A 17,502-nucleotide genomic window follows, 5' to 3' on the forward strand; every position below is an offset into this window, starting at 1 on the left:
CTCCCTTTCTTTATTATTTAGTTTTTTGAACACATCTCTATAGACTTATCGACTAAAATATCCATTGCATCTATATAGAAATCAGATAGACAATGTTGTTCTCTAAAACAAGATAATTCTGTACATGCTAGTATAGCACCATCACATCCTGCTTCTTTAAGTTCTCTTTCTATCTCTAAAAACATATCATAATTTCCTATTTGACCCTTTTTAACTTGATTGTATATTATATCCATTACCATGGCTTGCTTATCTTTGCTAGGAATATAACTTTCTATATCTAATAATTCAAGTTCCTTTTGATATACTCTAACACTTATTGTTCCATCAGTTGCCAAGACAGCAATCTTCTTTATATCTTTCTTTTGGTTATATATATATTTAACTGTTTCTTTTATCATGTTTATTATAGGTATACTTACTTCGCTTTGGACCTTATCTATAAAATAATGTGAAGTATTACAAGGGACTGCTATAACGCTACACCCAGTAGCTTCTAATATCTTTGCATCTTCCACTAGTTTATCTAATACCGTACTTTCATCTTTTTTAAGAATAGCACTAGTTCTATCTGGTATTGTAGTGTCATTTAATATAACCATTGGTATATGGTCTTGATCTTTATCTGCATTGGTTTTATCAATAACCATTCCCATAAATAATTGAGTTGCTTTAGGTCCCATCCCACCTATAACACCTAGTTTATTATAAATTGTATTTGAAGACATCTACTATTTTCCTCCAAGATACTTTCTATATTTATATACATGCCCTAACTTTGATTTAAACAAACTCATTTTTCTCTTAAACCCATTGTCTACCTTATAATCTAGTGAGTTTGTTATTTTTCCTTCTTTTATAAGTTCTCTCATTTCATCTTTATATTGTTGAGGTTTTATATATTTAAACATTACATACTTTGGAACTACACTCCATAAGCATCTTTCTTTTGCTATTTTAAAAGGAATATCCTTATTTTCTATATAATCCTCAACTAAATATTTAACTATATTATTTCCACTACCTGTTACATAATAATTACTTCTTCCTTGACGAACATTTATCTCAAATACTTTATACTTTCCGTCTTTCTCATCATATTTTATATCAAAATTTGAAAATCCTACAAAGTTGATATCTTCAAGGAATTTTTTAATTTTAACTGTAACATCTTCATTATATTCGTTTATTATAACAGCATGGTTCCCTATTCCATGAGGTGTATGTTCTTCTAATAAAACATGTCCTAAAGCCATTAACTTAACTTTTCCATTCTTATCTGAATAGTTTGTTAGCACTCTCATGTATGTGTCATCACCATTTATAAATTCTTGTAATACTACTGAATCCGTATATCCAGCATCATATATTTGCTTTAATGTTTCTTCTAATTCTTCTCTTGTATCAAGCTTATAAACCTTTTTTTGACTTGGGAAAGGATATTCCCAATACATAACACTATTAGCAGGCTTTAAGATATATGGTGCTCCAAATGGAAGTTCAAAGTCATTTCCCATTTCCTTACGGTATATAAATGTATTCGGGTAATCTATTCCATACTTATCACATATATTGTAGAACTTTTCCTTATGTATTAATGTATTCATCATTTCACTACTAACATATGGAGCTACTACATTACTTGGATAATTTCCTAAATTTTCAGCACATAGTTTTACATAACTATCTCCACATCCAATTAATATAACTGTTTTATCTTTATGCTTATTCGCAAATTCTCTTACATGTTTAATGAAGTTTTCTTGATCATCATTTTTCTCACACACATTATAATCTATAATATCACTATTAAAACAAGGACCTATTGCATACTTACCCCATACTGTACTTTTTATTCCATATGCTTCATGGAAAGCTCTAGCCACACTATAAACATTGATATCTCCACCAAATAAAAGTGGCATAAATTCTATTTCCTTTTGTTTCATAATTTATCTCACCATCTTTTCTCAATATTTAAAAGTAAAAAACTTGTACATTTTTTTGCTCAATACATTATAGTATTCGCTATTTTATTTGTCAAGGCAAGTAATATTGCCACTTTCCAAGGTTTTTACAACTACTATTATACATTATTTTTAGCAAAATAACTCCTTTTTTAATTATTGTCACAAAAGAATTTATTAAACATACTTTTTCACATTTAATAAATAAGGCTGTATAAGCCTAAGGTAAAAACCTTAATCTAATACAACCCCTTGATTAATTACTTTTTTAATTGTTCATTATATATCATTCTTGATATTTTAGATATTTTTTCAGCTGGTCCACTTACCCCCTCTGCATATGATACTATTACATACGGCTTGTCCGTAAACACTATTCCTATGTCACTAACAGCCCCACCATAATTGCCTATCTTATGCGCAACCTTATTGTATGGGAGATATTTATCTAATCTATCATGAAATATTGTATTCTTCATATTATTTATTAATTGCCAATAGTACTTATCATTTCTGTTTTCATATAACTTCTTTAATAGCCTAAATTGAATCTCAGGTGTAGTCTTATTACTTGATGTATCACAACTTAATCCTACCATTGAATTTATATTCTGTCTTACGCCTTTAGCTCCACCTAATATTCTATTAAGCATCCTAGTGGCAATATTATCTGATTGAGTTATAGATAACTCTAATAACTTACTTACAGGTACTGGTTTAGCCAAAGTAGTATTTACTTGACCTTGAAGTACGCCTGTCCCACCTTCATAATCATTGCTAGCTACATATGTAATACCCTTATTAATATCTAATGAACCATTTCTTATTTTCTCATATGTTACCATGTTTAATCCAACCCTATATGTACTTGCTGCTGTAAAAACCTTATTTTCATTTATTGCTATCTTTTCTCCACTTGTTAAATCATAAAAAATAAATCCAAACCTATTTATATAAGATCCTAAATACTTTTGTATTCTCTCCTTAATAGGAAGATTAGATTCTAATATAGATTCAAAGCTCGTACCTTGCTGTGTCTGACTATCTTGTGGCTTCTGTTCATTCTTCTTTTCTTCTTCTGACTTCCTTTTAGCCTCTTCCTCTGCCTTTAGTCTTTTTTCCTCAAGGGCAATCTGTTTTTCTCTTTCTATAGCTTGAACTTCTTTAGTCTCTACGAACTTAAATATTCCCCCCAATGATAAAACGAATAAAAGAATAGTACTAAATACTATTACCTTTACCTTCTTATTTCTCATGTCACCCCTCATTATTTATCCCCCTAGTTTTACATAATATATATAAAATAATAATATTTTACAAGTATATTTTCTATCAAATTTTACATATTTTGATATAATAGAGATATTCTACCTAGAAACCTTGTGTATCACCTTCACCTTTAAGTAACCTAAAATAAAAAAGGTGGATAAACCACCTTTTTTAAATTTACAACTATTGCTTTTTAAATATAGTTTCGCCCTCTTTAATAGTCTCAAGAACTTGTATATCTTTTATTTCCATAGGGTCAACCTTTAGTATGTTCTTATCTAAGATAACTAAATCCGCTACCTTACCTTCTTTTAAGGTACCTTTAATATCCTCCTCAAAATATTGGTATGCTGCATTTTTTGTAACAGCTTTTAATGCATCTAAAGGACTTACCCTTTCCTCTTCTCCTAATAACCCCCCATTTTTAGTTATCCTATTAACAGCACACCATATAGTTTCTAACATATTAGGCTCTATAACAGGTGCATCTTGATGAAATGTATATAGTATTCCCTCATCCTGCGCCGACTTTGCCAAACTTATTTTGCTTGCTCTTTCCATTCCATAATTCTTTATATGAATATCGCCCCAGTAATAGACATGGGATACAAAGAAAGATGGCATTATACCTAGAGCTTTTAAATCACCTAATTGATCTTCAGCTAATAATTGAGCATGTATCATAATAGGCCTTATATTATTATTTGAATGAATTCTTTCTTTTGCAATTCTATATTGATCTATAAATTGTTGAGAAGCAGCATCTCCATTACAATGAACTAATATCTGCATATCTTCCCTTAAAGCCTTCTCCAATTTACTTTCTATCTCTTCATCTTTTTGTACTCCATATCCATAATAATCTTTTTCACTTCCTAAGTATGGAGTTCTCATCCATGCAGTACGACCTTGTGGGGATCCATCCAAGAAAGTTTTATATCCTCCCATTTTCACATGATTATCATATCTTTGAAGGCAATTTGCAAACTTTTCTTTTAATAATTCAGCATTCCTTATATCTAAATATCCAATCAAATCTATTTTTAGAATTTTAGCCTGTATTAAATACTGAAATATGTCTGCTAATACATCTACAACCATCCCCTCTTGGACAGTTGTAATACCATAGCTAGCATATGCACTTTGAGCCTTAACTAAAGTATCCATAAATTCTTCATTAGATACAACTGGTATAGATTGAATATAATTTATATATGCATTTTCTTCTAAATATCCAGTAACTTCTCCATCCTTCTTTTCTATAATGCCCCCTTCTGGATTTGGTGTATCCATGGTTATCTCTAAAGCCTTTATTCCCATAGTATTTAATACACCCATATGTCCAGACTTATGTTTAACAATAAGTGGATTGTTAGGAGCTGCTTTATCTAAAATATCCTTAGTTGGATGAGACTTTTCTTCTAGATAATTTTGATCATAGCCATTTGCTTGAATCCACATTCCAGCAGGTATGTTATTCTTTTTAATAAACCTTTGTATAGCATCAACGATTTCATTAAAGTTTACTACTTCTGACAAATCTACTTGTGTAAAGGAACTAGCGTATCCAGAAAAATGACTATGTGCGTCTATGAATGATGGCATTAATGTTTTTCCTTGTAGATTAATCATCTCCACATCTTTACTTGCTTCTCTAAGTAAATCTTCTTTTTTTCCTAACTTGTATATCTTTCTTCCTTTAATTAGTACTGCTTCAATATATAGTTCATCCTCAAGTGTCAATATATCTCCATTAAAATATAGCTTTTCTTTATTAGACATTTTCGCCCTCCCAAAATTCTCTTAATTTATATTTATTCAGCTTTAGCTTTTCACAGTATATATACTTTTAATCAATTCGTTAACTAAAAATTTACTATATTCTTTTCAAATAAAGCACATTACTTAATTACAATTAGTAATTTTGTCTTTAATGTCTAATACTCAAATACCCATAAATATAAACCTAATTTGCAAAACGAAACACACTACTCATCTTCATTTAGAGGTTTACTTGTGATACGGTTCATTATTTGTAATTCTAAATCCCCTATATACTTGCTCTAAAAGCATTACCCTAAATAACTGATGTGGAAATGTCATCTTTGAAAAGCATAGCTTATAATTTGCCCTTTTAATTACCCCTTCCGATAATCCTAAACTTCCTCCAATTATAAAAACTATATTTGAATTTCCTGTAACACCACAATTCGATATAAATGAAGCAAACTCTTCAGAAGTTATTTGCTTACCTTTTAAGTCCATTGCAACTACATAAGAATTATCCTTTATCTTCGATAGAATTAACCTACCTTCTTTTTCTTTTATTTGTTGCTCTTCTTTTTCTGATGCATTATCTGGTGTCTTTTCATCCGGCAATTCTATAACTTCTAACTTACAATATCTACTCAACCTCTTAGAATATTCATCAATTGCTTGTTTTAAATACTTCTCTTTTAACTTTCCTACTGCAATAATTGAAATGTTCATAAAAATATCCTCCTTTGTGGTAACATACTAATATATTACCACAAAGGAGGATTAAACCCCTCTTTATTCTACCTTATAATTATCTACATCTATAATAGTTGGAGAATCATCTTCTACAACAACATCCTTAGATTGTATCTGTTTTCTCTTAGGTAATGTCAACAATAACAACTCATTATCAAATGATGCTTTTAATTTTGTAACATCTATTTCTTCTACATAGAATGTTTTTACTAAGTCTCCACCAGTTTGAATTATTGTCATTCTTACATTCTTACCATTTGAATATGTTTGCTTTTTCTTAATGGTTAATATAGCTTTATTTTTCTCAAAGTCTATATTTACATCCTTTGGGGTTAATCCTGGCAAATATCCTTTTATCAAATAATATGGACCATAATCTTTTATTGATATATCATAAGCATCCTCATTCATCAAATCATCAACCATATTATTTACAAAATCACTAGATAAAAGTTGATCAACCATTCCATTTATAAAATCATCATTTAGCAAACCATTTAATATACTTCCATAGTTAAAGTTATTATTATTGTTATTATTCATAGGACTATTATTAAACATAAAAGGAAACATTCCAAACATATATACCATCCTCTCATAAAGATGCTTTCATAATATATATGTATTAAATGGTTCCTTTTTTGATACAATTTTAATATCCTATCTCTTTATTTAAAAATATAACATGTATTCTTCCTTTTATACTTTGTCTTTTTATAACTGTATACTCACTGCATATCCTTTCTTTACTATTACAATTCATGCAATATCCTACCTTTGTACAAGGAGTGTTTTTATTTAACCTTTTTGCATTAGCAGGTGCACTTACTGCTTCATTCCTTTTAATAGCATCCTCTAATGTGGCAACTATCTTGTTAACACCACATATAATAATTACTTTTTCTGGTCCATATAATAATGCTGCTACTCTGTTTCCATTCCCATCAACATTATATAGTTGTCCATCTTCCGTTATGGCATTACTACTAGAGAAATATGCATCTGCAAAAAAGGCCTCTTTATAAATCTTTACTACTTCCTCTTTTGTTAATCCTTCTTTATATCTATCTAGGAACTTATATCTATCACTTCTTAAATGATCTATTACTCCTGTTTCAAATAAAGACATAGAACCACCACAAGCTACCATTGAACCTTCTGAAACTATCTCTTTAATTTTATCTATCAACGCCTCTTCATCTTCAACCAAGTAACCATTCATATTATTTTTCTCTAAAGCTTCGATTGTTCTAATTATCTTTTGCTCATTAACCCACTTCAAATTCTCATCCATATAAAAACCTCCTAAATACATCTTTAATTAAATTTTATTATACAAAAAGGTAGATATGATAATCATATCTACCTAAATTTAATTTACTTTCCACAACACTTCTTATACTTTTTACCACTACCACATGGACAAAGGTCATTTCTACCTACCTTATTTTCATTTCTAACTGTTTTAGAATCTTTATATTCTTTTTCTATTTCATGTCTCTTCTCTACTGAGAATATTCCATCCCATTGTGGTAAGTTATATAAGTAGTCAGCCTTTGCATCTAACATATTAAAATATAACTTTTCTAAGTTTATATCAAATACTAATTCAGTATTTGAATCTACAGATTCAAGATCATATGGATTGTTTAAACTATCATTTATTCCATCAACAAATCCCATTATGAATTCTTCTGTTGTATTGTATTCTTTAGCAAGATTTGAAATCATAACTTTTTTTACGTTTTTGTGATCTGCTAATAAATCTCTATATACTTTTGTTTCTATAGCACTATATTCATCCCAAAAAGCCTTTTCGCCCTTAGTCTTAACATATTCTACTACCATATCAGTCCAATTACTGTATAAACTCATACTATTCTCCTCTTTTCTAAATATATTTTTTTATAATTCTATATAGCCACTTGGCTCTTTTCTACTTGCCATAGAAAGTATTACATCCTCACCTTGCTTTAACCCTCTATCTTGTATTACATTTAAAACTGTTTGATAAGCTAAATCAGGATGATTATTTGTATTACTTAAATGCCCTAATATAACCTTTTTTCCTAATCCATTTTTAGCTATATTAACTATAGCTTCTCCACAATCATCATTAGATAAATGACCAACTTCACTTAATATTCTTCTTTTTAATGAATATGGATATGGACCGAACTTTAGCATATTAACATCATGGTTGCTTTCTAGTAAAATAACCTCTGAGTCTTTTACATTACTATAAATTTCTTCTGTAAATACACCAAAATCCGTAGCAACACTTACTTGCTTTATCCCATTACTTACTGTGTAACCTACTGGTGATATAGCATCGTGTGGTATTATAAAAGACTTTATACTTAAGCTCCCTATATCAACACTTGTTCTTCTATCCATAACTTTTATGTTATGCTCTTTTACCTTACCTATTGAACTTTCCATAGCAGCCCAAGTCTTATCATTAGCATATATAGGGACATCGTATTTTCTTGATATTATTCCTACACCTTTAATATGGTCACTATGCTCATGAGTAATGAATATTCCATCTAACTTACTAGGATCTTGCCCAATAGACTTCATTGCTTCATCAATCTTTTTTCCCGGCATACCAGCATCAATTAATATTTTTGATTCTTTATCACCTATAAAAATACTATTTCCACTGCTACCACTATATAATGAGCAAAAAATCATTTACTTTTCCCCCATCTTAATCTTCACAACTAACTCTATGTATGTCAGCTCCTAAAGATCTGAATTTTTCCTCTATGTGAGGATATCCTCTATCTATATGTTCTATATTTGTAATCTCTGTTTCGCCTTCAGCCATAAGCCCAGCTACAACCATAGCTGCACCTGCTCTTAAGTCAGTTGCCACAACTACAGCACCTGTTAACTTTTCTACGCCATCAATTAAGGCTACTCTACCTTCAACTTTTATGTTAGCACCCATCTTTTTTAGTTCATCAGTATGTTTATGCCTATTTTCATATATAGATTCATTAATCATACTTCTTCCTGGTACTGTTGATAAAAGCGAAGACATAGGTTGTTGTATGTCTGTTGGAAACCCTGGATATGGAGTTGTTTTTATATTAACTCCCTTAAGTTCTCCATCTACTGTAACTCTAACACTATCGTCACCTTCTTCAACAACTACTCCCATTTCTATAAGTTTTGCTGTTATAGATTCTAAATGCTTAGGAATTACATTTTTTATTGTAATGTCCCCTCTTGTTGCTGCAGCAGAAATCATAAATGTCCCAGCTTCAATCTGATCAGGAATAACACTATAAGAACATCCTCTTAGTTCTTTAACACCTCTAATTCTAATAACATCAGTTCCTGCACCCTTTATGTCTGCCCCCATAGTGTTTAAGAAGTTCGCAACATCTACTACATGTGGTTCCTTTGCAACATTTTCTAATGTTGTTACCCCTTCAGCTAATGTAGCTGCAATCATAACATTAATTGTAGCTCCAACTGAAACAACATCAAAGAAAATATTAGTCCCAACTAGTCTATCTGCTTTAACATTTACAGCGCCATGTTCTATAACAACTTCTGCACCTAATGCTTCAAAGCCCTTTATATGTTGGTCTATTGGTCTAACGCCTATAGGACATCCCCCTGGCAATTCCACTCTAGCTTGCTTAAACCTTGCTAATAATGATCCAATAAAATAATAAGAAGCTCTCATTCTTCTAACATCTTCTGTGCAAGCATTAAAATTATTTACATCCGTACTATCAATTTCTAATGTATTACTATCTAACTTATTTACAGTGCATCCTAAACTTTTTAATATACGTTCTAAGCAATGTACATCTTCTATATCTGGTATATTATCAATCACACATTTCCCAGCACTTGCTATTATAGCAGCTGGTAATATTGCAACCGCTGCATTTTTTGCACCATTTATTTCAACTGATCCCCTAAGAGACTTACCTCCATTAATAACTAACTTTTCCATCAAATTCACCCTTATTCAAAGATTATATATATTAAAATTCCCAAAATTCATAATTATATCCAAAATTCTATTAAATACGCATTATAACTCTATTGTATAGAATTCTATCTTAACTATTATAACATAAAGTATAGTTATTTAAATATCTTTTTTATGGCAAATTCACCTTTTTAGTAACTACACTCATTTAATTTGTTAAATTTTTAGTATTTTTAGTAAATTAAATAAAATCAGCGCTTTTATGTTTTTTTATATTTGGTAATATGTTATAATTTATAACAAAGTTTGTATATAAAATTTTCCTGAATGTGAGGTTTGCTATGAAATATTATATTGTGGCACTATTCGATGACGAATCTTATAAGTTAATATCACCTATTCAAAAGAATCTTTCAAAAAAATATAGGGCTAATAGAAATTCCCCTCAACCATACATCGTTTTAGGGGCATTGGAAAATCCGACTATAGATAAGCTTAGTCCAATCTTAGAAAAGATTTTAAAACCTTATAAAAAATTTAAAGTTGAATTGTGCGATAGTGTTTGCGTAAGTGAGACTACTAAAACAGTAAATCTCAAGATTGAACATATTGGTTACATAAAAAAGATTTCAAGAGTTATCAATGATACTTTAAAATTACATGGATTTAATATCTTAAATAATGATGAAGATGAACTTGCTATTTCTTTAGCCAATGTAAATTATTTTAATAAAGATAAAAAAAATAATAGTGAAGTACTATATGATTCAAATAAAAATAATAAAACCTATCCTACACTAAAAGTTGATAGATTTGAAATATGGAAAATTTCTAATAATAGAAGGGAAACATTAATTAAAAGTTATCCTCTTAGAGATTTTTAAAATAATAAAAACTCCTATTTTTTCAAAGAATAAATAGGAGTTTTTATTATTTTTTTTAATATTTGAAAAATATTTGTTTTGTAGTCGTTTTCTGACCTTTTCTTTATTCTAAAGATTCTGTAAAATATATAAAGACGATTGCCTTGAAAATTAAGGGGGATATAAATATGCAAATTGAAGATTTGTTTAAAATACAAAAAGAAGCTAATAATAAAGTTCAAATAGATACTAACTTAAGTGGTTATAAACTACTTGCAAGAAAACATCTTGAACTTCAAATAAAGATGAGTGAATTAGCGAATGAAACAAAATGCTATAAATATTGGATTGATGATAACTTTACTGTAGATAAAAGCAATGTATTCGATAAGTATATCTCTTGCTTCAGGCAAGTCTTATCTTTAGGAATTGACAAAGGCTATGACAATATTGAATGTATTACTATACAACCTAGTGAATATTGTTTAAGCGATCAATTTTTAAATTTATATATAGACATAAATGACCTTTTAATATCTTCTTCTGAAGATCACTATGTTACTTTATTAGAAGACTTTTTAAGTCTTGCAATAAGTCTAGGTTTTTCTGAACAAGATATTATAGATGGTTTTAAGTTATAACTTTATCATATTTTAAGCTCTCTAATTTTTAGGGAGCTTTTATTATATTCTAAAACTCTCTGGGAATACTATTTTTGAGGTGATTAAAATGATAGCTATAATTACAGCAATAATTTCCGGTATTGCTATGAGTGTTCAAGGGGTATTTAATACACGATTAGGAGAAAAAATTGGAGTTTGGGAAACAAACGTTTTTGTTCAAGGAAGTGCCCTTATACTAACATTAATTATTACTTTTTTTATGGGTAAGGGAAGTTACAATCAAATTAAAGAGGCCAATAAATTATATTTATTAGGGGGTGCTCTTGGTGTTGTAATAACATATACAGTTATGAAAAGCATTAGTGGTTTAGGCCCTACATGTGGTATTGGTATAATACTTGTTGCTCAATTATTAGCAGCTGCACTAATTGAAGCATTTGGACTATTTGGAAGCGAAAAACTTAATTTTACATTAAAAGAATTTATAGGTATTGCAATCATGGTTGTAGGTATTATAGTATTTAAGTGGAAACATTAAACAAAGGAGTTCTATAATGAGGATACTTAGTAATATTAAATTTTTATCCATACTAACAGCAACCAATATAAAAGAATACTTTAATCAAAGAAATGATATTTCTAATGAAGCATTAAAAACTGATTCAGTACATTGGTATGGTCATGCTACTGCATTAATAAATTTATCAGATATCGTAATACTTACTGATCCAGTTTTAAATAATACTTTGGGATTCTTTAAAAGAATTGCTAACCGTCCTAGTAGCCTTGATGATCAAAAAATAGATTATATTCTACTATCTCACGGACATATGGATCACACTAACTTCTCTTCCTTAAGAAAGTTAGATAAAAATATTACTATTATAGTTCCTAAAGGGTATAGACGATTAATGAGACTATTAGGATTTAAAAATGTTGTAATGCTTCGAGATACAGAAATATATGAAGATGAAAATATAAAGATTACAGCTATAAAAGCTAATCATGATGGTCGTAGATTTTATATAGGAATAGATGATGAAAGTAATTCCTATCTTATAGAAAGAAATAAAAAGAAGGTATTTTTTGCTGGAGATACAGCTTTTACTAATGATTTTGACAACTTAGAATGTGATGTTGCTATTATGCCTGTAGGTTGTTATAAACCAGATAGATTTTCATATATGCATTGTACCCCAGAGGAAAGCTACAAAATGTTTAGTATGATGAAATGTAATGCTATGATTCCTATTCATTATAAGACCTTTAAGATATCATTAGAAGATTTCAATGAAACACATGATACACTTGTTAATTTCAAAGATGAAAGAGTTAAAATTCTAAATATAGGTCAAACATATAAATTTTAAGCAGTTTTTATAATAACTGCTTTTTTTAGTTATATTAACAAAATTGCCCTAATCTTTATACTATATAAGTGAAAGAATTTATAGGAGTATTTTATGTTTTCATTTAGAAGTAAGATAGACTCTAACCTAAAGTATTACATGGAAAATAAAGTTTATAGAAAATATAGAGTTCTAATCAAATGTAAAAACTTCACAAAAGAAATTGCAAAAAAAATCTCCTCATATAGAGGAGAACTTATATATATATTAGAATATTCAAATATAGTTTGCGCTAAATTAGATAGCAGGTCTATAGAACGTATTTCAGAATATCCTGAAGTTAAATATATAAGTTTTGATGAATACTTACATTTATGTGGAATAAGCGTCTCCACTGCCAATAAAGTTTATATTTCCGAAAAAGTTTCTCTATCCGGAAAGGGTATTGGTATTGGTATTGTTGATAGTGGAATATATCCTCATCCAGACTTACTTTCTCCATCTAATAGGATATCTAGCTTTACTGACCTAATCAATAACTTCCAATATCCATATGATGATAATGGTCACGGTACATGTACAGCTGGTATAATTGCAAGTAGTGGAATAACATCTAATAATATGTATAAGGGAATAGCACCACGTTCTGATATATATTGCTATAAAGCTTTTGATAAATGCGGAAAAGGTTTTTCATCTACAGTTCTCTATGCAATTGAGTCATTAATAAAAATACCTAAAGAAAAAAATATAAAAATTCTATGTTTACCCTTTGAATTACAAAATCACAATACATTTATAATCAATGCTTTTAAGGATACATTTGATAAAGCCATTGAAAATAATATTGCCCCGATTGTACCTAGTGGCAGTAATTTAAATGAAGATTATTCTATTATGGGAATTGCAACTTTAGACAATTGTTTAACTGTTGGTGGAGTTGATACTAATAACTCATTAAAGCCTTACTTATACTCATCTTCAGGTCCATTTAAAAATCTTTCCAAACCTAATCTAAGTGCTGCATGTGTTGATATAGTGTCTCTTAATTCAGATACATCCTATTTATCTGAAAAAGATGGATTTAAAATATATCCTAAAAAATTAGATGTATCATATAAATCATTTTCTGGCACATCTATATCAACAGCCTATATCTCTGGAATATGTGCACTGTTATACGAAAAGAATCCAAACTTATCCTTTAAAGATTTATGTTCACTATTAAAGCTATCCTGCGAATTAGGAGAACTACCTAAAAAGCAGGTAGGAGAAGGAACTATAAATCTTTATAAGTTATTAGATTAATTAACTAAATACTTTTTAGGGTCTACAGGACTACCATTTACTCTAACCTCAAAGTGTAAATGTGGTCCTGTACTTCTTCCTGTACTTCCAACCCTACCTATTAACTGACCTTTTTTAATTTCATCTCCAACCTTTACTTCAAACTTGCTTAAATGTCCATATATAGTTTCTATCCCATCTTCATGCTGTAGCAATATTTTATTTCCATAGCTACCATCATACCTACATTCCTTAACCTTTCCATCAAGAGCTGAATAAACTGGATCTCCCATTTCTCCTGCTATATCCATACCACTATGTGTACTGCCCCATCTTGGTCCAAAGTTTGATGTTACATATCCACCTCTAGTTGGCATTCTTAAAAATGCTACATCTTCTTTTATTGGACTCTTAGTCCCCCTATATACAACCTTATCTATACTCTCTTTTATTATATCCTGCTCTATTATTTCTTCATTTACTTTTAATCCATTTCTGTATACTACGTTAGCTATAACACTCTTGCTTCCTTCCTCCCCCTCCTCTACATAGCCTTCACCTAAATACATATCATCTCTATTTACTACTTTTGTTGATATATCTATGCTATCAACTCTTTCTTCTCTACATAATATATCTACAGATACTAGATTATTAAACTTATCACTTTTTATAATATTTCTAGCTATCTCTTCTATAGGTTTCACATTTCTAATTCTTTCATTTTCCTTTTCATATCTTAAATTAGCTTTTACATCAACAGATATAATTTTTTCTCTATCTATTTTACTTTCATCTATAAATATTTCTCCTATCCTTTTTAAAACCTCCTTACCTTCTTGTTCATTTAAAACTAATCCATAATATTGATTTCCTAAATAAATTTTGGTTAGAACAGCTTCTGAATTTATTGAAGATATTATAGAATCTCTTAACTCTTTATCAGTTCCTTTTACTTCGTCATATTTTACTTTCTTATATGTAATATCGTTATTATTTTCTTTATCTATAAGAATATCTTTTATATTACTCTTAATTTCATTACATTGCATTGATAACTCTTCTATTTCTCCATAACACTCTACTTCTTGATTATTAATATATAATTTATATATATAATCACTGTTCAAACCTAATAAGTTAATAATGATTAATATTATACTGCTTATTAAACAACATAATATAAATTTAGTTTGTAATCTTATATCCATACATCATCCCTTCATTTCCAAAAACACATCAATTACTTTTCCCATAATATATTAATTTATACATTATATATCTATTTAGATAAGTTGTTATCCCTCTTCTCCTTTGTTATAATTATTAAATATGATGTTTATAAAATACTAATTTTGAAAGGAGGAATGTTAGAATGAGTACTTTTATATTGAAAAATAACACATGTACCTTTACACCTATTAGCAATGTTTTTATTGAAAAATATATGCCATTTGCTAGAGGAGAATTTGTTAAGGTTTATTTACTTCTATTAAAGTATAACTTTTCTAATGAGCCTGGAGTAAATAGTTCAATACTAGCATCTTCCTTAAACCTGTTAGAATCTGATGTAATGAACGCATTAAATTATTGGAATGACCAAGGTGTAATAAAATTTGTTCCTGTAGATAAAATGAATAACTTTAGTATAGAATTTGTACCACTAGATAATGACTTAAGTAGTACTTCACCAGATGTTAATCTATTAGATGCACTAAATAACACAGAAACTAACGATATGTTAAGAGATATAGAAAGAATACTTTGTAGACCACTTTCAACAAAGGAGATGGAAATATATTTAGGATGGCAAAAAGATTTTTCTTTTACCTCAGAACTTATCCTAATACTTATTGAATATTGTGCATCAAAAGGTAAAGTTGATTACAGGTATATAGAAAAAGTTGCTCTAGCTTGGAATGATATGGGTATAAAAACTATTGAAAAAGCCCAAAGTCATATAAAGCAGACAGAAGATAAATGGGTTAAGATAAGACAAATACTAAATTACCTAGGCATTAACAATTCAGAAATTATGAAGCCTCAAGAAGAGCTTTTGAATAAATGGATTAATGTATATAAATTTGACATTCAATTAATAAAGAAAGCTTGTGACATTTGTTTTCAAAGACTTAATAGAGCTGACTTTAAATATATTGATGGCATACTTAGCAAATGGTTTAATGACAATATAAAAACCCTAGATGATGTTGCAATTAAGGATAAACAACATAAAAATAATTATAAAAACTCATCTACTAATTATCCAAAAAACGTAAAAGCCTCAGGTTTTAATAACTTTGAACCAAGATCATATGATTATGACTCTTTAGAAAAGAAATTGTTAGGATGGGATGTTGATGATTAACGGATATCAAGCAAAAATTATGGACGTTTATGAAAAGATACGTGATGAAGAATCTAAAAACTTAGAACTTAGAAGAAACGAAATTCGTAATTTGTATCCAGAAATAATGGATATAGATAACTTAATTCAAAAACGTTCGCTTCAATTATCTATGGCTATACTTAAGTCTAAGGATGCAGATGAAACTATGAAAAAGTTCAGAAATGAAATTACAGATTTAAGAGTAAAAAAATGTGAAATGTTAGTATCTAAAGGATATGACCCTGACTATTTAACCTTAAAATATAGGTGTAATAAATGTCAAGATACAGGCTTTATAGGCATTAATAAGTGTTCATGCTATAAACCAAAACTAATAAAATTATATTATCAAAATTCTTTACTTGAAGATACTCTAAGAGAAAAGAACTTTGATAATTTTGATCTTAATTTATTTTCAATGCATAAGGTAAGTGATGATAAATTTTCTCCTAGAAAAAATATCGATAATATTGTATCTTATATTACTTCTGAGTATTTGCCAAATTTCAACAACTCAAATACTAACCTACTTTTTTATGGCAATCCTGGAAGTGGAAAGTCTTATTTATCTTATTGTATAGCTAAAGAGCTATTAGACCTAGGCTTTTTAGTGGTATACAAAACTTCAGAAGAACTTATAAGAGACTTAAGAGATATAAAGTTTAATAATAATACTAAATTAGAGGAATTATTAATTGAATGTGATTTACTTATTATTGATGATCTTGGTGCTGAATCTAAGAGTGATTTTTCAATAACAGAACTTTTTAATCTTATTAACAGAAAACTACTAAGAAATAAAAAGATGCTTATTTCAACCAACCTTTCACTTCCTAATATAACAAATATATATAGTGAAAGAATTTACTCTAGACTATTAGGTGATTTTAAACTTTTCAAATTTTATTCAGATGATATCAGGATAAAGTTAAATTTAAAAAATAAAAGGTAATGTAGATTTTCTACATTACCTTTTTTATAAACCTTTTTTCTATGAAAACAAAAAAACATCAACTAATGTTGATGTTTTAATTTGGCGACTCAGAAGGGGCTCGAACCCTCGACCTCTGGCGTGACAGGCCAGCACTCTAACCAACTGAGCTACTGAGCCAAATTATCTGGTGGGCACAACAGGGATCGAACCTGTGACCCCCTGCTTGTAAGGCAGGTGCTCTCCCAGCTGAGCTATGCGCCCAAATAAAAATGGTGACTCCTAGGGGAATCGAACCCCTGTTACCACCGTGAAAGGGTGGTGTCTTAACCGCTTGACCAAGGAGCCAAAT

18 protein-coding genes and 3 tRNA genes are annotated in these 17,502 nt (G+C 29.2%); 7 read left to right on the top strand and 14 right to left on the bottom strand.

The features are described from left to right. Positions 1–17: 17 nt before the first annotated feature. The 10 genes from I4V16_RS15940 to I4V16_RS15985 form a co-directional block, all read right to left on the bottom strand. A complete protein-coding gene (locus tag I4V16_RS15940; protein WP_099329383.1) occupies positions 18–728 on the bottom strand; it encodes an amino acid racemase in 711 nt (236 codons plus the stop codon). A 3-nt stretch (positions 729–731) separates the two neighbouring features. After that, entirely contained in the window at positions 732–1,949 is a 1,218-nt protein-coding gene (locus tag I4V16_RS15945; RefSeq protein ID WP_099329382.1) for an ATP-grasp domain-containing protein, read from the bottom strand. A 278-nt stretch (positions 1,950–2,227) separates the two neighbouring features. Next, entirely contained in the window at positions 2,228–3,235 is a 1,008-nt protein-coding gene (locus I4V16_RS15950; protein ID WP_049179559.1) for a serine hydrolase, read from the bottom strand. Positions 3,236–3,419: 184 nt separating this feature from the next. Further along, a complete protein-coding gene (locus tag I4V16_RS15955) occupies positions 3,420–5,018 on the bottom strand; it encodes an amidohydrolase (RefSeq protein ID WP_195573400.1) in 1,599 nt (532 codons plus the stop codon). Positions 5,019–5,246: 228 nt separating this feature from the next. After that, positions 5,247–5,726, bottom strand: coding sequence for a 23S rRNA (pseudouridine(1915)-N(3))-methyltransferase RlmH (gene rlmH / locus I4V16_RS15960; protein ID WP_111937899.1), 480 nt, complete (start codon positions 5,724–5,726; stop codon positions 5,247–5,249). A 63-nt stretch (positions 5,727–5,789) separates the two neighbouring features. Then, positions 5,790–6,311, bottom strand: coding sequence for an Hsp20 family protein (locus I4V16_RS15965; protein ID WP_207745438.1), 522 nt, complete (start codon positions 6,309–6,311; stop codon positions 5,790–5,792). Between the two features lie 91 nt (positions 6,312–6,402). Continuing rightward, entirely contained in the window at positions 6,403–7,044 is a 642-nt protein-coding gene (locus tag I4V16_RS15970) for a lactate utilization protein (RefSeq protein WP_111937898.1), read from the bottom strand. A gap of 83 nt (positions 7,045–7,127) precedes the next feature. After that, positions 7,128–7,625, bottom strand: a complete 498-nt coding sequence (locus tag I4V16_RS15975) for an SEC-C metal-binding domain-containing protein (RefSeq protein ID WP_099329378.1) — start codon at positions 7,623–7,625, stop codon at positions 7,128–7,130. A 30-nt stretch (positions 7,626–7,655) separates the two neighbouring features. After that, the gene (locus I4V16_RS15980) at positions 7,656–8,447 is read right to left on the bottom strand and encodes an MBL fold metallo-hydrolase (RefSeq protein WP_049179549.1); all 792 of its coding nucleotides are present in this window, start codon (positions 8,445–8,447) and stop codon (positions 7,656–7,658) included. Between the two features lie 16 nt (positions 8,448–8,463). Beyond that, a complete protein-coding gene (locus I4V16_RS15985; protein WP_049179550.1) occupies positions 8,464–9,729 on the bottom strand; it encodes a UDP-N-acetylglucosamine 1-carboxyvinyltransferase in 1,266 nt (421 codons plus the stop codon). Positions 9,730–10,049: 320 nt separating this feature from the next. Between I4V16_RS15985 and I4V16_RS15990 the strand changes: the two genes are divergently transcribed. The 5 genes from I4V16_RS15990 to I4V16_RS16010 all read left to right on the top strand — a co-directional run bounded on the left by I4V16_RS15990 (position 10,050) and on the right by I4V16_RS16010 (position 13,851). Then, positions 10,050–10,592: a hypothetical protein gene (locus I4V16_RS15990; RefSeq protein ID WP_111937897.1), complete on the top strand. Its 543-nt coding sequence runs from the start codon at positions 10,050–10,052 to the stop codon at positions 10,590–10,592. 167 nt (positions 10,593–10,759) lie between these two features. Beyond that, a complete protein-coding gene (locus tag I4V16_RS15995; RefSeq protein ID WP_111937896.1) occupies positions 10,760–11,212 on the top strand; it encodes a dUTP diphosphatase in 453 nt (150 codons plus the stop codon). An 88-nt stretch (positions 11,213–11,300) separates the two neighbouring features. Then, positions 11,301–11,732: a DMT family transporter gene (locus tag I4V16_RS16000; RefSeq protein WP_099329377.1), complete on the top strand. Its 432-nt coding sequence runs from the start codon at positions 11,301–11,303 to the stop codon at positions 11,730–11,732. A 16-nt stretch (positions 11,733–11,748) separates the two neighbouring features. Further along, positions 11,749–12,564 (top strand): MBL fold metallo-hydrolase, encoded by an 816-nt coding sequence (locus I4V16_RS16005; RefSeq protein ID WP_049179554.1) that lies wholly within the window; start codon positions 11,749–11,751, stop codon positions 12,562–12,564. A gap of 93 nt (positions 12,565–12,657) precedes the next feature. Next, a complete protein-coding gene (locus tag I4V16_RS16010) occupies positions 12,658–13,851 on the top strand; it encodes a S8 family serine peptidase (RefSeq protein WP_111937895.1) in 1,194 nt (397 codons plus the stop codon). On the opposite strand, the gene I4V16_RS16015 is transcribed toward I4V16_RS16010, so the two are convergent. Then, entirely contained in the window at positions 13,848–15,041 is a 1,194-nt protein-coding gene (locus I4V16_RS16015; RefSeq protein ID WP_111937894.1) for a peptidoglycan DD-metalloendopeptidase family protein, read from the bottom strand. The genes I4V16_RS16010 and I4V16_RS16015 overlap by 4 nt on opposite strands. A 164-nt stretch (positions 15,042–15,205) precedes the next feature. Between I4V16_RS16015 and I4V16_RS16020 the strand changes: the two genes are divergently transcribed. Together I4V16_RS16020 and I4V16_RS16025 are read left to right on the top strand one after the other, a co-directional pair. Then, positions 15,206–16,198 (top strand): DnaD domain protein, encoded by a 993-nt coding sequence (locus I4V16_RS16020; RefSeq protein ID WP_049179557.1) that lies wholly within the window; start codon positions 15,206–15,208, stop codon positions 16,196–16,198. Then, complete coding sequence (locus I4V16_RS16025; RefSeq protein WP_049179558.1) at positions 16,191–17,171, top strand: ATP-binding protein; 981 nt, start codon at positions 16,191–16,193, stop codon at positions 17,169–17,171. Before I4V16_RS16020 ends, I4V16_RS16025 begins: the two co-directional genes overlap by 8 nt. Positions 17,172–17,253: 82 nt before the next feature. Here I4V16_RS16025 and I4V16_RS16030 read toward each other — a convergent pair. The 3 genes from I4V16_RS16030 to I4V16_RS16040 all read right to left on the bottom strand — a co-directional run bounded on the left by I4V16_RS16030 (position 17,254) and on the right by I4V16_RS16040 (position 17,498). Beyond that, a tRNA-Asp gene (locus tag I4V16_RS16030) sits at positions 17,254–17,330 on the bottom strand. An 8-nt stretch (positions 17,331–17,338) separates the two neighbouring features. Then, positions 17,339–17,414: transfer RNA gene (locus I4V16_RS16035), tRNA-Val, on the bottom strand. Between the two features lie 9 nt (positions 17,415–17,423). After that, positions 17,424–17,498: transfer RNA gene (locus I4V16_RS16040), tRNA-Glu, on the bottom strand. Between the last annotated feature and the right edge of the window lie 4 nt (positions 17,499–17,502).

This window comes from Clostridium sp. 1001283B150210_160208_E6, from assembly GCF_015669365.1.
Classification (GTDB): domain Bacteria; phylum Bacillota; class Clostridia; order Clostridiales; family Clostridiaceae; genus Clostridium; species Clostridium paraputrificum.